Annotated in this window: 15 protein-coding genes and 1 tRNA gene; 10 read left to right on the top strand and 6 right to left on the bottom strand. The window is 34.9% G+C overall.

The genetic code is table 11. The annotated features are described in order from the left end of the window. Window positions 1–136 precede the first annotated feature (136 nt). Window positions 137–2110, top strand: a complete 1974-nt coding sequence (locus phytr_RS02540; RefSeq protein WP_158706832.1) for an ankyrin repeat domain-containing protein — start codon at window positions 137–139, stop codon at window positions 2108–2110. A 363-nt stretch (window positions 2111–2473) separates the two neighbouring features. Here phytr_RS02540 and phytr_RS02535 read toward each other — a convergent pair. From phytr_RS02535 to rplU, 5 genes are all read right to left on the bottom strand, one after another. Then, window positions 2474–2549: transfer RNA gene (locus phytr_RS02535), tRNA-Thr, on the bottom strand. Between the two features lie 36 nt (window positions 2550–2585). Continuing rightward, the gene (gene rpsP, locus phytr_RS02530) at window positions 2586–2939 is read right to left on the bottom strand and encodes a 30S ribosomal protein S16 (RefSeq protein WP_106874325.1); all 354 of its coding nucleotides are present in this window, start codon (window positions 2937–2939) and stop codon (window positions 2586–2588) included. Between the two features lie 3 nt (window positions 2940–2942). Continuing rightward, entirely contained in the window at window positions 2943–3110 is a 168-nt protein-coding gene (gene rpmG / locus phytr_RS02525) for a 50S ribosomal protein L33 (RefSeq protein ID WP_106874324.1), read from the bottom strand. 16 nt (window positions 3111–3126) lie between these two features. Further along, the gene (rpmA, locus tag phytr_RS02520; RefSeq protein WP_106874323.1) at window positions 3127–3429 is read right to left on the bottom strand and encodes a 50S ribosomal protein L27; all 303 of its coding nucleotides are present in this window, start codon (window positions 3427–3429) and stop codon (window positions 3127–3129) included. Window positions 3430–3447: 18 nt separating this feature from the next. Continuing rightward, a complete protein-coding gene (gene rplU, locus phytr_RS02515) occupies window positions 3448–3765 on the bottom strand; it encodes a 50S ribosomal protein L21 (protein ID WP_106874322.1) in 318 nt (105 codons plus the stop codon). Between the two features lie 274 nt (window positions 3766–4039). Between rplU and phytr_RS02510 the strand changes: the two genes are divergently transcribed. The 8 genes from phytr_RS02510 to phytr_RS02475 all read left to right on the top strand — a co-directional run bounded on the left by phytr_RS02510 (window position 4040) and on the right by phytr_RS02475 (window position 10864). Further along, window positions 4040–4369: a ferredoxin family 2Fe-2S iron-sulfur cluster binding protein gene (locus phytr_RS02510; RefSeq protein ID WP_106874321.1), complete on the top strand. Its 330-nt coding sequence runs from the start codon at window positions 4040–4042 to the stop codon at window positions 4367–4369. A 10-nt stretch (window positions 4370–4379) separates the two neighbouring features. Next, complete coding sequence (locus phytr_RS02505) at window positions 4380–4952, top strand: malonic semialdehyde reductase (protein WP_106874320.1); 573 nt, start codon at window positions 4380–4382, stop codon at window positions 4950–4952. Further along, window positions 4953–5243, top strand: coding sequence for an FtsB family cell division protein (locus phytr_RS02500; protein WP_106874319.1), 291 nt, complete (start codon window positions 4953–4955; stop codon window positions 5241–5243). 4 nt (window positions 5244–5247) lie between these two features. Next, window positions 5248–6387, top strand: coding sequence for a lipid-A-disaccharide synthase (gene lpxB, locus phytr_RS02495; RefSeq protein WP_106874318.1), 1140 nt, complete (start codon window positions 5248–5250; stop codon window positions 6385–6387). 130 nt (window positions 6388–6517) lie between these two features. Then, complete coding sequence (gene sdhC / locus phytr_RS02490; RefSeq protein WP_106874317.1) at window positions 6518–6895, top strand: succinate dehydrogenase, cytochrome b556 subunit; 378 nt, start codon at window positions 6518–6520, stop codon at window positions 6893–6895. A 6-nt stretch (window positions 6896–6901) separates the two neighbouring features. Beyond that, a complete protein-coding gene (gene sdhD, locus phytr_RS02485; protein WP_106874316.1) occupies window positions 6902–7279 on the top strand; it encodes a succinate dehydrogenase, hydrophobic membrane anchor protein in 378 nt (125 codons plus the stop codon). A 4-nt stretch (window positions 7280–7283) separates the two neighbouring features. After that, a complete protein-coding gene (gene sdhA / locus phytr_RS02480) occupies window positions 7284–9071 on the top strand; it encodes a succinate dehydrogenase flavoprotein subunit (protein ID WP_106874315.1) in 1788 nt (595 codons plus the stop codon). A gap of 272 nt (window positions 9072–9343) precedes the next feature. After that, window positions 9344–10864 (top strand): ankyrin repeat domain-containing protein, encoded by a 1521-nt coding sequence (locus phytr_RS02475; RefSeq protein ID WP_106874314.1) that lies wholly within the window; start codon window positions 9344–9346, stop codon window positions 10862–10864. A gap of 30 nt (window positions 10865–10894) precedes the next feature. Here the strand turns inward: phytr_RS02475 and phytr_RS02470 are convergent, their stop codons facing one another. Continuing rightward, window positions 10895–14458, bottom strand: coding sequence for a glycoside hydrolase/phage tail family protein (locus tag phytr_RS02470; RefSeq protein ID WP_106874313.1), 3564 nt, complete (start codon window positions 14456–14458; stop codon window positions 10895–10897). Window positions 14459–14570: 112 nt separating this feature from the next. Between phytr_RS02470 and phytr_RS02465 the strand changes: the two genes are divergently transcribed. Next, window positions 14571–15386 carry an alpha/beta hydrolase family protein gene (locus tag phytr_RS02465; protein ID WP_106874312.1) on the top strand — a complete coding sequence of 272 codons (816 nt, stop codon included), beginning with the start codon at window positions 14571–14573 and terminating at the stop codon, window positions 15384–15386. Window positions 15387–15398: the final 12 nt, after the last annotated feature.

Here is a 15398-nt window from a genome sequence, read left to right as displayed (position 1 = left end):
TAGACTGGGAAGAGATAAAAAAAAGAAGGAGGATGCGTTAAAAGAAGAAGCAGCTAAATTTCTTCAAGCGGTAAGTGAGGGAGATATAAAAACCTTAGAAAAATCAACAATTGATAGTACAAAGATTGTTAATAGTGTGTATAAAAGACCCATGCACTATGCAGCAGAGTACAATCAACCAGATGTGATACAATGGCTTTATGACAAAGGTCATGACATAAATCAAGTTACTATACCTAGTGGTGCGCCAAATCCCAGATTGATTTACGCAAATGTTCGGTCTAAATCTGAGGGGAGCCATGATGATAACCAAATTACTCCTGCCCATTTCGCAGCTCAGGAGGGTAGTCTTAGGGCCTTACAGAAACTTAAAGAGCTTGATGCTGACGTTTATTATAAAGAAGCCTTTGATGAGCTTTTTTCGGGCCATGATGACTTTAATTATGATTACAAAAAATCTCCTATATATTATGCTGTAAAATATGATCAATATAATATATTAGAGTGGTATTTAGATAACGGAGTTCCGAGTATGATGCATATAGCTGCTCTATGCGCTAATTTATCTTTAATGGAATGGCTTAAGCGCGAAAAAAATATAGATTATACTACTGCAGATGAATTTGATAATACTAACATACATTCATTATTATTAGGAAATCATTTGAATCAAGAAGATAAATTGTTGGAAGTAATACAATGGCTTGTGAAAGAAAGAGTTAATATTAATGCGACAAATGATAAAGGTACTACAGCCTTGCACCTAATTGCAAAGAAGAATTATTTCAAACTAGCCGAATGGTTTATAGAAAATGGTGCAAAGCAAGTAGAAGACCATAAAGGTGAGACGCCTATGGATCTTGCGATAAGAGGAGGGGAGTTGAATCTTATGCAACTGTTTAAAGATAATGGAGGTTATGTGAAAGCTAATTCTTTTTATCTGTATATGAATAACCCTAATTGTGATCGAAGTCTAGAGTTATGCAAATGGCTTAAGAATAATGGGGCTAATATTAATCTTCCAGGAGAGCTGGATGGATTAACCCCTTTACATTTAGCCCTGAAGCAAAGTAGCCTTTATAGTTATCAAAGTCTAGAGATATGCAAATGGTTTAAGGATAATGGTGCTAATATTAATCTTCCAGGAGGGGTGGATGGATTAACCCCTTTACATTTAGCTGTGAAGCAAAGTGATCTTAGAGCTGTAGAATGGCTTTTAAGTAACGGAGCAGATGTTGATATTAAAGATTTACACCGTAAAACTACTATTGAAATGGCAGTATCTGCGCTTGTTGCGAAGCAGCAAAATAATCTAAGATATTCCGATGATGCAAGTGATGACAAAGTGTGTAACGCTGATATCATTATATCGTTACTTTGTCACTATGAAGGCCAGCTAAAAGAAGCTCCTCCTTCAGTATGGAATTGTATAAGTGATAATATTGTGCGGATAGTAAATATAGAGTTCAATGGATCTCAAAATTTGGCACAAGGAGTATTTAATATTTTCAATATTTCTAGTAATCGTGAGGGAGAAAAAGCGGCTGAACTTAGTGTTGATTTATTAAGCGTATTAGAAGAAGGCCTAAAGGATAGGGCGCCATCAAAGATTGAAACTTATGAAGAACTCAATGAATCTAAACCAAAAATTGAAAATGCCTTTGATATGCAAGATAAGTTAGAAGGTTTAAATGTTTTATTTTCATGGCCTGAAAAAAAAGGAAAACTGAAGGGTGATAATAAGTTTACAGGGAGATTTAAGGAGATTATTGATGAATTAAGTATATTAAAGAAGTACAAGCACGATTTAGAAAAATATATATTTCAATCATTTTCTGACAAATGGCAAGGAAAAGATTTAACGTGTATTGTTCGCAAAGAATTATTTACTCATATTTTAACTTTTCTTAATAGTGACCTATTTAGCCATATTTTAATTTTTCTTGATAAAGATGAAAAACTTTCTTTATTCCAAGATGAAAAACTTGCTAATCAAAGTGACAAATTATCTCCACACCTAGTAGACATAGATGCGCAAAATGAAGATATGCCACCTACAAAAATCTTTAAAGCAGACCATACATCTTTGATGGGTGAAGGACCTTTTTGATTTTTTACGAATAGTGTAGTAAGTAATTTTGATCAGGTAAATTTTGGATCTAAATATAGAACGAGCAATAGTTTTTAATTATGGAGAAAATCAACAATTTCGATTCAAGAAGTTAGAGTGATTGGTCTTGTTGCATTTAAACTTTACGAAAGCAAGTATCATAAGATGAATTTTAGGCGCTTTTTGCACAAAACTTAATTTGATAAATAATTCAGCTCTAGATAAGGTGAAGAAGGTGGATCGTCTCTGGCTAAAGCTGGTAGTGATGAGGAAAGTTAAGGCTTAAATTTCTTTCAGTTTATTTGCAATCTTTCTTCGCGTGCAACTTTTGTAAGTAATTGATCTGATAGAAGAAATAAAAAGTGGTGCCGGATATCAGAGTCGAACTGATGACCTACCGCTTACAAGGCGGTTGCTCTGGCCACTGAGCTAATCCGGCCTAGGAAAAGGAGATGTAGATTCTCCTTAATAGAAATTATTCTGCAGTAGCCGTTGCAGCTTCTTTTTTAGGGGTGCTTACTTTAGCTTTAATTTGAGCTAATTTTTTATCCATTTTGACCTGAATTTTTTCAGGTAGCTGGCCACCTTTTGTTTGAATAAACTTTGCTACTTTATCGGTTGGTTGAGCTCCTACCTTAAGCCATTCTTGAACGCGATCTAGTTTAAGGACGAATCGTTCTTCATGGTCTTTTGGTAAAAGGGGATTGTAATACCCAACTTTTTCGATGAAAGATCCATCGCGAGGTGCGGTTGAATTGGCAACAACTATTTTGTAGTGAGGTCTTTTTTTGGACCCTCCTCTTGCTAAACGTATTTTAACAACTGACATAAATTATTTTAATTTTTCTTCTTTAAATAAAACGTGCTTACGTAATTTTGGGTCGTATTTCCTGAAAGATAGCTTTTCTTGCTTAGGATTACGTTCCTTCACTTTGAAATAGCCTGAACCTTCAGAGCTTGCAAGCTTTACTAAAAAACGCTTTCTTTTACTTTTCGACATATTATCTTTCTAACTTTTAATTTTCTGTAATAGCTTCTGAAGCTTCTAATAACTCCGGATCGTAAACAATAGGTACAATATTTACAAAAACTTTGTTTTTGGTGCCTCTTGTAAATTTTACAAAACCGTCACAATATGCATAAATAGTATGATCTCTACCTAAACCAACACCTTTTCCAGGATGCCATTTTGTGCCCCTTTGTCTGATCAAAATGGATCCAGCTGATACTAATTGGCCGTCAGATCTCTTGACACCAAGTCTGCGGCCAGCGGAGTCTCTACCATTACTACTACTACCACCTTGTTTCTTCGTTGCCATATTCTATTCCAAATTCTGTTAACTGTTAATGCTCACAACTTTAACTAATGTGAAAGCCTGACGATGTCCGTTTTTACGTCTGTAATTGTGACGACGTTTTTTCTTAAATACTATAATTTTTGGATGTCTGTCTTGTGCTACAATTTCACCAACAACTTTTGCTCCTTCAACTGTTGGCTTGCCAACCTGCACTTTACCATCAGCATCTGATAACATTAGTACAGATCCAAATTCTATTTTTTTACCTTTTTTAGGGGTAGGTAACTTTTCTACTTTTAATAGGGAACCTTCAGCAACTTGGTATTGCTTACCGCCACTTTCAACGATTGCAAACATAAATTTTAACTTGCATTATTTTTAAACTATAAGAAATAATATTATTTATTGATGGCCAAGTCAAGAATATAAGAATATAATTGTAATGGATTGCTTGTTAGATAATTCTTTTTGACGATTTTTGCGTCATAATCGTCGCGGGATTCTCAAATATATTGAAATATTATCCGGTTTTCCGCGTGATTCTTCCTAAAAATCCTTCAAAAATAATCATCTAGCAAGCAATCCATCAATATGTTATTTAAGTAATATTAGGAAAAATATCAAAAATTATATGATAAAAATATTTTTTATTGATCAAAATGACAATAAAATTGAGGTCGAAGGTATAGAAGGACTTTCACTGTTGGAGGTTGCTCACAAGAATAAAATAGATCTAGAAGGTGCTTGTGAAGGTTCGCTAGCATGTTCCACTTGCCATGTGGTAGTAGATGATGATTGGTATCCTAAACTGAAAAAGCCGAAAGAAGAGGAAGAAGATATGCTTGATTTAGCTTTTGGATTAACAAAAACTTCGCGTCTTGGATGTCAGATTATTATTACTAAAGAGATGGATGGCTTAACGGTAATGCTACCTTCTGCAACAAGAAATATTAAAAACTAGGTCTTATCTTATGAATTTTGATGAATTATTTTTAAATCGTCGTACTTGTCATCTTTTTTCAGATCAGAAAATACCGGATAGTCTGTTGAAAGAAATTTATGATATTTCTAAATTTGGGGCTACTTCATTTAATGCGCAACCTTTAAGAGTGGTATTTGTTAATTCTGAAGCCCAAAAAAAACTTCTTTTAGATGGATTAATGCCGGGTAATATTGAAGCCACTAAATCAGCTCCTGTCACAGCGATTTTTGCTTACGATTTAAATTTCTTTGAAAAATTTAATATTACATTTCCTGGTAATGATGGAGTAAAGGGTATGTTTAGTTCAAATTCTACATTAGCTACTGATACTGCTTATAGAAATTCTACATTGCAGGCGGCATACTTTATGATCACAGCAAGGGCAAAAGGTCTTGAATGTGGTCCTATGTCAGGGTTTTATGAAAAAGTGATTAATGATAACTTTTTTGCTGGCACGAATTTTAAGGTTAACTTTTTGTGTAATTTAGGTTATAAAAAAGGTGAGGATAAATATCCAAGATTACCTCGTCTTGATTTTGATCTAGCGTGTAAAATTGTATAGATGAAACTAATTGTTCTTAACATTTTGATTTTTTGTGCGTCCATTTATTTTGGTGCTCACCTTTTGTATGGACCTAAAAATTATTTTCAATTTGTGGAATTTTCTAAAGCTTTTAAGGAAAAATATCGCAATTATTCTAATCTTAACGCAAATAGGGTAGTGCTTGAATCTAAAGCTTCGCTACTAAATAGAAGCGTTTTGGATCTGGATACTTTGGATGAATATGCCCGCAAAGTTTTGGGTCTTGCAAAACCTAATGAGTTGATAATTCCTGTTAAGAATAGGTTTTAGCCGCATGAGCAAGTTATACTTTATTGCGGGTGAAGCTTCAGGAGATTTTCTAGGAAGTAAAATCATATCAAGTTTGCTCGAAAAAAATAAAGATTTAAAAATTTATGGAATAGGGGGAGATAAGATGCTTTCAGCAGGTTTGAAGGAATCTTTGTTCTCAATGAATAAGATTAGCTTAATGGGTATTTTTGAGGTATTATGGCATGTTTTAGAAATTAGGGGCCTTATCAAAAAGACGGTAGAGCACATACTTAAAGTTAATCCTCAAGTGCTTATTACGATAGACTCTCCAGGGTTTAATTTTAGAGTTGTAGAGGAAATTAAAAAATTAGCTCCTCACATAGTGCGTATTCATATTGTTGCGCCTAGTGTATGGGCTTATAAGCCAGAGCGTGCTATTAAGACTGCTTGGATATATAACCACCTGCTTACCTTACTGCCTTTTGAGCCACCTTTATTTGAAAAATACGGTCTTAAGTCAGATTTTATAGGACATCCTATTTTTGAGCAAGACTTTGATAAAAAAGAAAACTCTGAACTTGCTGATTTTGTTTCATTAAGTAAAGAGCCCATAATCGCTATTACACCTGGTAGTAGGGCTTCAGAAATCAAGATGCATCTAAAAACTTTTACCTCTGCTGTGCTGCAGTCTGATTTTCCAGAAGCAAAATGTATTATTGTTTGCGTGTCAGAGGAGCATAGGTCATTGGTTGATAAAATGTTAAAAGGCACTAGACTTCAGTACATTACTACGCTAGATAAAATTGCAGCTTTCCATATAGCAGATCTAGTTATTGCAAAATCGGGAACAAATACTTTAGAAATAGCTGCGTGTGCAACTCCTATGATTGTTGGTTATAAATTCAATATATTTACGTGGCAATATTTGAAAAGATTGTTGAAAATCAAATATGCTTCTTTGATCAATATATTTGCTGATCATCCAATTATTCCTGAGTTAATTCAGAACAATTGTAATCCTGAAAAGATTTCAGAGAAGCTAAATTCGTTTATCAAAGACTCTACTTTAAGAAAGAATCAGATAACAAGATCATCTCAAATTTTAGAACAAATGGGGCTAAGACAAGATATATCTCCTACGCAAAAAGCTGCTGAACTGATAAGCAGATATATAAAATATTAACAAAATAACCTTATTGCAAAATTATTCACTCTTTTTTATACTCACTATCATAGTAAATTTATAATTTTATGATTTGCTTTTGCTTTGCCCAATATATTACAATAATGCTAGTAGATTAAAGAGTTAATTTATGTCAAATAATAGATCTAGGCCTACATCTCCTCATTTAGGTATATATAAACCCCAAATAACGTCTGTATTATCAGCTCTTCATCGTATAAGTGGAATTGCCACTTTTGGAGCTATGATTCTTATGACGTGGTGGTTTATTTTCGTAGTTTTTAGCGGTTTTTCGCCTTTTTTGATGAGCTTATTTGAATACACAATATTTAGACTTGCGCTTTTCTTAAGTAGTATAGCTTTCTTTTTTCATCTTGTTACTGGTGTAAGGCATCTTTTATTCGATATAGGAATAGGTTTTTCAATTGAATCGATTAATTTTAGCGGTAAGGTAGCTATTGCTCTTTTCGTGCTTATTAGTATTATTTTTTGGCTATTTATAGTGTAAGGATATATGGATTATCAATCAAAATCGATACAAGTAAGAAATGTTGGTGTAGGGAAAAGAGGCGCAGAGAAGTGTTTTGCAGAAAGACTTGCGGCTATATTTGTATTTCTGACCTTTTTTTGGTTTTTACACTTTTGTCATGGAGCGGCTAGCAAGAGCACAAAAATATTGCTTGAAGATTTAAAACTTCCGCATAATTTTTTAGGTGCCATGTTGTTTGTAGTTACTTCTTTCTATCATAGTTTATTGGGAATGGAAGTTGTGATAGAAGACTATATACATAATTTAAAATTGCGGCATGCTTTGATAACTTTACTAAGAATTTTTGTTGTTATTACTGTTGCAAGTTTTATTGTAGCGCTTATTTACTTACTAATATATTAGGTATATGCAAGGATATAAAGTTATACATCATGAATATGATGTTGTAGTTGTGGGTGCGGGTGGTGCTGGTTTAAGAGCTGCTTTAGGTATGGCTCAAAAGGGTTTAAGTACTGCTTGCATTAGTAAGTTATTTCCGACAAGAAGTCATACAGTGGCAGCCCAAGGGGGTATTAGTGCTGCTCTTGGAAATATGGGGCCAGATGATTGGAGATGGCATATGTATGATACAGTTAAGGGATCTGATTGGTTAGGCGATCAAGATGCGATAGAGTACATGTGTAAAAATGCTCCTGCTGCTGTTCTTGAACTTGAGCATTTTGGTGTACCTTTTTCAAGAACACATGAGGGGAAGATATATCAGAGACCTTTTGGGGGGATGACTACAGAATTTGGTCATGGTGCTCCAGCTCAGAGAACCTGTGCTGCTGCTGATCGTACAGGGCACGCAATCTTACATACTTTATACCAGCAATGTCTAAAAAATAATACAACATTTTTTATTGAATATTTTGTGCTCGACTTATTGATGGATGAAGGTGAGTGTAAGGGAGTTTTGGCGTGGAATCTTGATGATGGTAGTCTGCACTGCTTTAGAGCTCACACCGTAGTTCTTGGGACAGGTGGATATGGCAGAGCATATTTTTCTGCAACTTCTGCTCATACCTGTACGGGTGATGGTGGAGGCATGGTTCTTAGAGCCGGCCTTCCTTTACAAGACATGGAGTTTGTGCAGTTTCATCCAACTGGTATTTATGGTGCTGGTTGTTTGATTACGGAAGGTGCAAGAGGTGAGGGGGGATATCTTGTGAACTCTGAAGGTGAAAAGTTCATGGTAAGGTATGCTCCCTTAGTAAAGGATCTGGCATCTCGTGATGTTGTTTCTAGGGCAATTACTATGGAGATCAGAGCGGGTCGGGGCTGCGGACCATTAAAAGATCATATTCATTTATGTCTTAATCATCTTGATCCAGAAGTGATTAATGAAAGATTGCCCGGTATTGCTGAGACTGCTAAGATTTTTGGTGGTGTTGATGTTACTAAAGAGCCTATACCTGTAATTCCTACGGTGCATTATAATATGGGTGGTATTCCAACTAATTACCATACTCAGGTTTTAGACAAAAAAAATGGGGAATTAAAAATTGTACCAGGATTAATGGCAATTGGCGAAGGGGCTTGTATATCTGTACATGGAGCAAATCGTTTAGGATCAAATTCATTACTTGATATAGTGGTATTTGGTAAAGTTGCAGCAGAAAAGGCGGCTGAATTAATTAAACCTAATACGCAACATTCATCTTTAAGTTCTGATATAATAGATACAATTATCACTCGTTTTGACAATATTCGTCATGCAAATGGTAATATAGGAGCCGCTGCTTTAAGGCTTTCAATGCAGAGAACTATGCAAAACTATGCTGCCGTGTTCAGAACCGAGGAAACTTTAGTTCAAGGCCAGGAATTAATAGATCAAGAGCGTAAAAAATATACTGATATTAAACTCTCTGACAGGTCTTTAGTATGGAATACTGATTTAGTTGAAGCATTGGAGCTTGCAAACCTTATGGATCAGGCTGTAGTCACTATGCATGCGGCGCATAATCGTAAAGAAAGCCGAGGCTCTCATGCAAGAGAAGACTATCCAGCAAGAGATGATGCAGGGTGGATGAAACATACACTTATATGGCTTGATCAGGCTACTGGAAAGGTGCAAATAGATTATAGACCAGTTAGCAGTACTACATTAACAAATGATGTAGCATTTATCCCTCCGAAGAAGAGAGTGTATTAAGAATTATCTTTTCCTAATGCATTAAGATTGTTTGATTAAGTTTTGGGTTTTTAGCTATAAGAGCTGCTATTTAGATTTAATTTTTCAATTTTTTCCTAAAAATCACATCTAAATTTCTATTTAATTTCAGTTCGGAAGTGTCATGATCAACTTATGAATGATGAAATGGTAACAAATTTCTAAATTTAATAGTAAACCTAATATATCTTTACCTTATATAGAGCGAAATAGCTATACTTTAAGTACATAGCAATTGAAAAAGGTAATTTATTATGGATGTTGCACATGCAATGGTGCAAAATGCTTTGAGCTCGAATAAACCACGCGAACTCAGGGATCTTATACCTAAAATAGATTTAAATTCTAAGGATGAGAAAGGTAATACTTTATTACATCTTTTAATATCAAAGGGATGGTTAACAGAGATACGCCAAATCATAGGAAAATCTAACTTTAATTTACAAAATCAGGCTGGTAATACAGCTTTAATGCAAGCCATAGATACGGATGACATAGACTGGGTAACAAGAAGGTGGGTGGTACGATATTTAATTCATAAAGGAGCTAACCTAGATTTACAAAATACGCGTGGTGATACAGCTTTAACTTTGGCTGTGGATTATGGTTGGGTAGATGTGGTAGAATATTTAATTCATAAAGGAGCTAACCTAGATTTACAAAATCACGAAGGAGAAACGGCTTTAATAAAGGCTGCAGGTGAATGGGTCAAAAGTGGGGTTGCAAACGATTTGATAGTGGAATATTTAGTTGGTAAAGGAGTTAACCTAGATTTACGAGATGATTGTGGTAATACAGCTTTAATTCTTGCTGCGCACAATGGTAAGGTAGAGATATTAAAATATTTAGTTGATAAAGGAGCTAACTTAAATTTACAAAATGACGAAGGAGAAACGGCTTTAATGCGTGCTATGTATGCCGACACAAGAGACTTAGAGGAAATAAATTTCATGGTAGAGTGTTTAATTAATAGAGGAGCTGACCTAAATTTACAAGATAATGAAGGCTGTACTGCTTTAATGTATGCTGTGCGGCGTAATAGTGGTGATTTAATAGATTACTTAATTGATGCAGGAGCTGACCTAAATTTACAAGATAAAGAAGGCCGTACAGCATTAATGCATGATGCGTTGGATAATAGTGGTGATTTATCAGATTACTTAATTGATGCAGGAGCTGATCTAAATTTACAAGATAAAGAAGGCTATACTGCTTTAATGTATGCTGTGTTTCAAGGTAATGATGAGTTAGTAAATTATTTGAATGAATCAGGTGGTAAAGTAAATGTTAAGGCATATGAAAAATTGTTATCTCAAAATCAAATCTCCAATGAACGTCGTCAACTTTTGGAAAATATCACTATGGAGCAAATAATAACAGAGATTACGAATAAAGAATATGGAGATTTAGAAACTTTATCAAAACAGAGGGATATATTGCAAAAATTACAACCTAAATATCAAGATCGTCAGGATTTAAAAGATGTGACGGAAGTAATCGAGAGGCAAACCGCAGAACTTTTGGGAGATTCTTTGTTAGGAGCTTCTAAAAGTCAAGGGGCTTTAGGAGACAAGAATATAATGGCAAGAGTTTTGGCCTATTCGGAGCGTCCAGCTATTGGTAGTATAGCACAAGTCAGTAAACCAAATAAGGACCCGCATCAAGGTGAGCGGGATGTGCAACATCCGCCAAAAAAATCTAAAACAACATTTGTTGACGATGAAAAACAAAGAAGAGAAAATGGACAAAAGCCCAAAACCCCAGATAGGAGATAAGCATTAACATTGCCTAGATAGCTTGCTGTTTTACCAGTAATTTCTAGTACCAGTAATGATTTCTATGTAAGATTCTCTGCTATGTACTGAACCAATATAAGTAGTAATTGATACGTGTAGAGAGCATGGAACTTTCTCTGGATCAAAAGTTAAAACAAATACGTTTTCAGTAGTCTCAAAAAATATTTCTTGCTCTTGATAACATACCATAACGTTGTGTATAACAAGATCTTCATTGGTTTTGCCTATCCAATCATCGACGTATGCGTCCCTTGGCATCCATTCTACTTTGACTAAGTTATCTCTGATTTCATATTGTAAGTCAAAGGCTCTAGGGACGTAGCGTCTGTTCAAATAGAATGGCATTTCAGGATCTGTCCCAACTTTTAAATATAACTTTTCATCAGTCATTTTTTCATCCATTTCAAAGGAACATAAATTGCCCCCTATTAAGACAAAATCTTCATCCGATCTATGGAAGTGTATATATTCGTCGGTAGCCATTATACCTCTTACGAAATTGCTAATCTCATACATATCCTCGGAAAGTTGTACACACTTACCGAAGGTGACTATTTCTTTGCCTATTAAGGCCATAGTCTTGTAACCAAATAATTCAGTTTCATCATCAACGGTTGCAAGTTTATTTTTAGTGTAAATCACAACTGTTGAAACACGATCTATTGTGTAAGGTGAAGCATGTGAGGCATTGTTAAATCTGACCACTTTACCTAAAGTTGTAGCATTAGCAAGGACGCCTAGTTTTTCAAAATGATTAAGATTACTATCAGGGCAATTGCAGTATAGTCCTACAGGTTTATGCAAACCATATGCAACATCTAAGTATATGCCATCATTATGTTTTCGTGGTAAATATGGCAGTTCTACGAACGCATAGGGTGCTATGGGACTGCCTGGATAAATTGCGTTAGCTACTTTACGCTCGTAGTCAATTTGATATATTTTGATGTCCTCAGGAATGGCTGTGACTTTTATTGTCATTTTTTCCCATTTGATATCGATAATTCTCATCAGGTAACTACAGCCTGAAATTTCTATGGATATTAAGTCGCAAGGTGTCAATTCGAGATAAGTTATAGGCAAACAAAACGATATAGTTTTATTTTCGACCCTTGCATTATTTAAGATACTGAGGGCAAGATGACCTGCTTCGGGCTCCATAAGTGAAATAGGAAGATGCACAAAATGGATTCGGTGATTGGTGGTGAGATTACAGTTTGCATATACTTTATCAAAAGTATATTTTTTGTTGTTATTAAAAAAGCTTAATTGTATTTGGGTGAGTATTTGAGCGTCAGTAAACTGATTTAAAACAAAGTGCTGATTATTTTCAGGTATTATAGAACCTGAGTCAATATCACAAAAAATGTTTCTTCCTCTTTTATGGAATACGAGTTTATCTTCACGTTGATAAAAATCAAAAAAGTAGGAGCAGCGCAATAAATTTATAGCATCAAGAGCTGAAATATTTTTATCAAATATGACCCCAGTAACCGGTATGTCTAAATTAATAAATTCTAACTTTTCAGGAGCAATATCTGCATTTTGACAAATTGTACTAATAATAGAAGCTAAAGAATTGGTGATAAATTTATGATTGATCCAATGACCTTTTTCCCATAGGTAATTATCGGTCCAAACATTGTAGTATGGCCATGCAGGATAAGGCCTTGCATCCCAGGCCCATAAATACATTCCATCTATCATTGGGTCGCTTTGCCAATTAGTAATTGTATTGATAATACCTGCTTTTTGGATTGCGAAATCTGAATGTCCAGTTGAATTCTTAGGTATGTTGCCATCTATACATTTTGGATCAAAGAAAACGTTGGGTTGGTTTGTCGCCTTATCGATAGAGGGATATCCAAATTCAGTAAAGCAGACTTTTTTCATTCTAGGTTGCCAAGGTGTTTGGCTACCATCTGGATTAAAGTGTTCATTATTCCACCAATGTCTAAGATTTTTCCATGCATTTTCTGCGTCCATCATGATCTGGTTACCATGTTTATCAACCATATAGTCAAAGCCTGTATTACTAAACCAGCCGTTTTTTATATCTTCTTCCTCAATTATGGAATTAATGCTGCAAGTAATAGGAGCATAAAAGTCTATACCTACAAATTCTATATTCGGATCGGCCCATAATGGATCTAGGTAATACCACCCGTCTTTTGTGCTGTGATATTCGGTCCAGTCTGCTGCATAAGTAAGTTTAATATCTGGTCCTACAATTTTTTTGACTTCTTGTGCTAGATTAATTAGCTCATCTACTGCTGGAAATCTATTGTCGGCAGTGCGAATAGACGTGATTTGAGTTAGTTCTGAACCTATAACTAAACCATCTACAAGTTCTTTGGTGAACTCGGCGTAATGAAGTATGAATTTATTGTATCCATATTTTTTATTAAAGAAATCATGTACATCTTTTGCATCTCCTGTGACATGCCCCCTCCAAGGTTTCCCTGGTAAATCCATAAAAAACATGGGATAAAGAGTGACTTTGAGATTACGTCTTTTAAGTTCCTCAATATAGCGTTTAAGACTTTCGTCATGAACTGTTCCGCCGTATCTGGGATATAAACCTTCTTTAGCAATAAGTTTAGCCGATGGTCTATAAAACTTGTTTACTTTCCAAATTTCTGATGTTTCTGTATTATAATTAAAGTCTTCTACACCTGGTTTAATCTCACAATCTTTAATATTTAGGCTATTTCCAAACCAACATATCACAAGTCCTACTGATTCAAGATTTGGACAAGTAGAAAATAATTGGTCAAGATTGTAGAGAGCATCTGAAATATTGTCATAGTTATGTGAATTAATATTTTCAACATGAATAGAAAGTCCTTGGTTTGTAAGGAAGTTTTTCCTCTGTATTTTCGTGTCATATACGAATTCGCCACTGCCAGGGATGATTACAACGGATTTGATATCTTCTTGTACTTTATGGCCAACAGAATCAAGAGTTCTTACAACCTCAAACGATAAAGATGGTAGCTTGTTGTTAAACTCGGTTAATGGAAATTGCTCAAACACAATATATGCTAATCCTCGAAATGCGCAAGTTAATTCTCTCTCTGCCTCTGTGATTCGTGGATCGGGCATTTGATCTTGAGTTCCTCTGTAAAGTGTGTGTTTATATTTGGAGATATCCAGCAGCAAATCATTGGCCCAAATTCTTTCAATGCACTCTATTTCTCCTTCACATAATGCAATAGCAAAGTCTGCATGATAAACGTAGTTGGCTTGCTTTCTTCTTTCGGATCTGTCTCGTACTTTTGCTAAGTTAATGATTTGTTCTGTTTCTTGAATATGTGTTGCCCAAATTAGTTGTCCCTTTACCCTTGCTCTTCCGAAAACAACGGGGATAGATCTTCCGGCGGCTCCTGATTCTAGGTGCAATACTTCAAGCTGTTTTTTATAATGAAAATGTTCTTCTTGAGCTGAATCACAATCATCTAAATAACTGCCCAACAATCTTCCTGCAAAGCGACCTATGGTTCTAAGTATTCCTCCTCCTAGTGATCCTCCAATTGCGCCGCCAACATTTCCTAAAAAACTTAAAAAAGACATAAGATATACCAATAATTATGCCTTTTTATATTAGTTTGCTTTGGTAGTACCATTAATACTTATTTTAAGATATATTTCATGTTACTATATATTTAATAATGCCGATTTCTCTATGCTTCGTCTATTTTTGATCTTTTTATTAATTAGTGGTTGTGCTCAACGATCTAGTGAGTTTAAAAAATTTACATCTGTAGATGCCCTAGTTGCATCTGGTGGTTTTTCTAAGAAGTTAGTGAAAGGAGAGAATTTTTGGATCACAACGTTTGGAAAAACTGCAGATATCACTCAACCATATGTTTTTTATATTGAAGGTGATGGTTTAGTGAGTCGTGATGACCCAACGCCGCGTAATTTTATGTTGCTCAATTTAGCAATGCTAGACAAAAGACCTAACGTCTATTATGTATCGCGCCTTTGTCAGTATACCCCAATGCACATGAACCCTAGCTGTCACAAGAAGTATTGGGCAGAACATAGATACTCTGAAGAAGCTGTTAGAGAGTTGAATAGTGTTATTAATCAGCTAAGTAATTCTAAGCCTTTTGATTTAGTGGGATTTTCTGGTGGGGGAACTATGGCAGTTTTAGTAGGGGCGAGAAATAATAATGTGCGATCAATATTAACTATTGCGGCAAATCTTGATCTAGAAACATTTGTAAAATATCACAATATGCACATTAATCACCTGTCTGGTTCATTAAATCCTATGGATTATGTATCTCGCGTGCAACATATACCTCAACTTCATATTTTTGGCAGCAAGGATAAAATAGTCCCAAGTATTATAGGGTCTAATTTCGTTAAAAAAGCTGCAAACAAATGCGTTCAAATGAAAGTAATTCCAGGAGTTGAACATAATTATTATTGGTTAAAACATTGGGATGATATTTTAAGTTATAGGATAAATTGTAATAATTACTTAAATTAATAGTTAAAAATA

This window comes from Candidatus Phycorickettsia trachydisci (assembly GCF_003015145.1).
In the GTDB taxonomy this organism is placed as follows: Bacteria; Pseudomonadota; Alphaproteobacteria; order Rickettsiales; family Rickettsiaceae; genus Phycorickettsia; species Phycorickettsia trachydisci.
The sequence above is the reverse complement of the archived record's forward strand: the minus strand, read 5'-3'. Positions and strand labels throughout refer to the sequence as shown.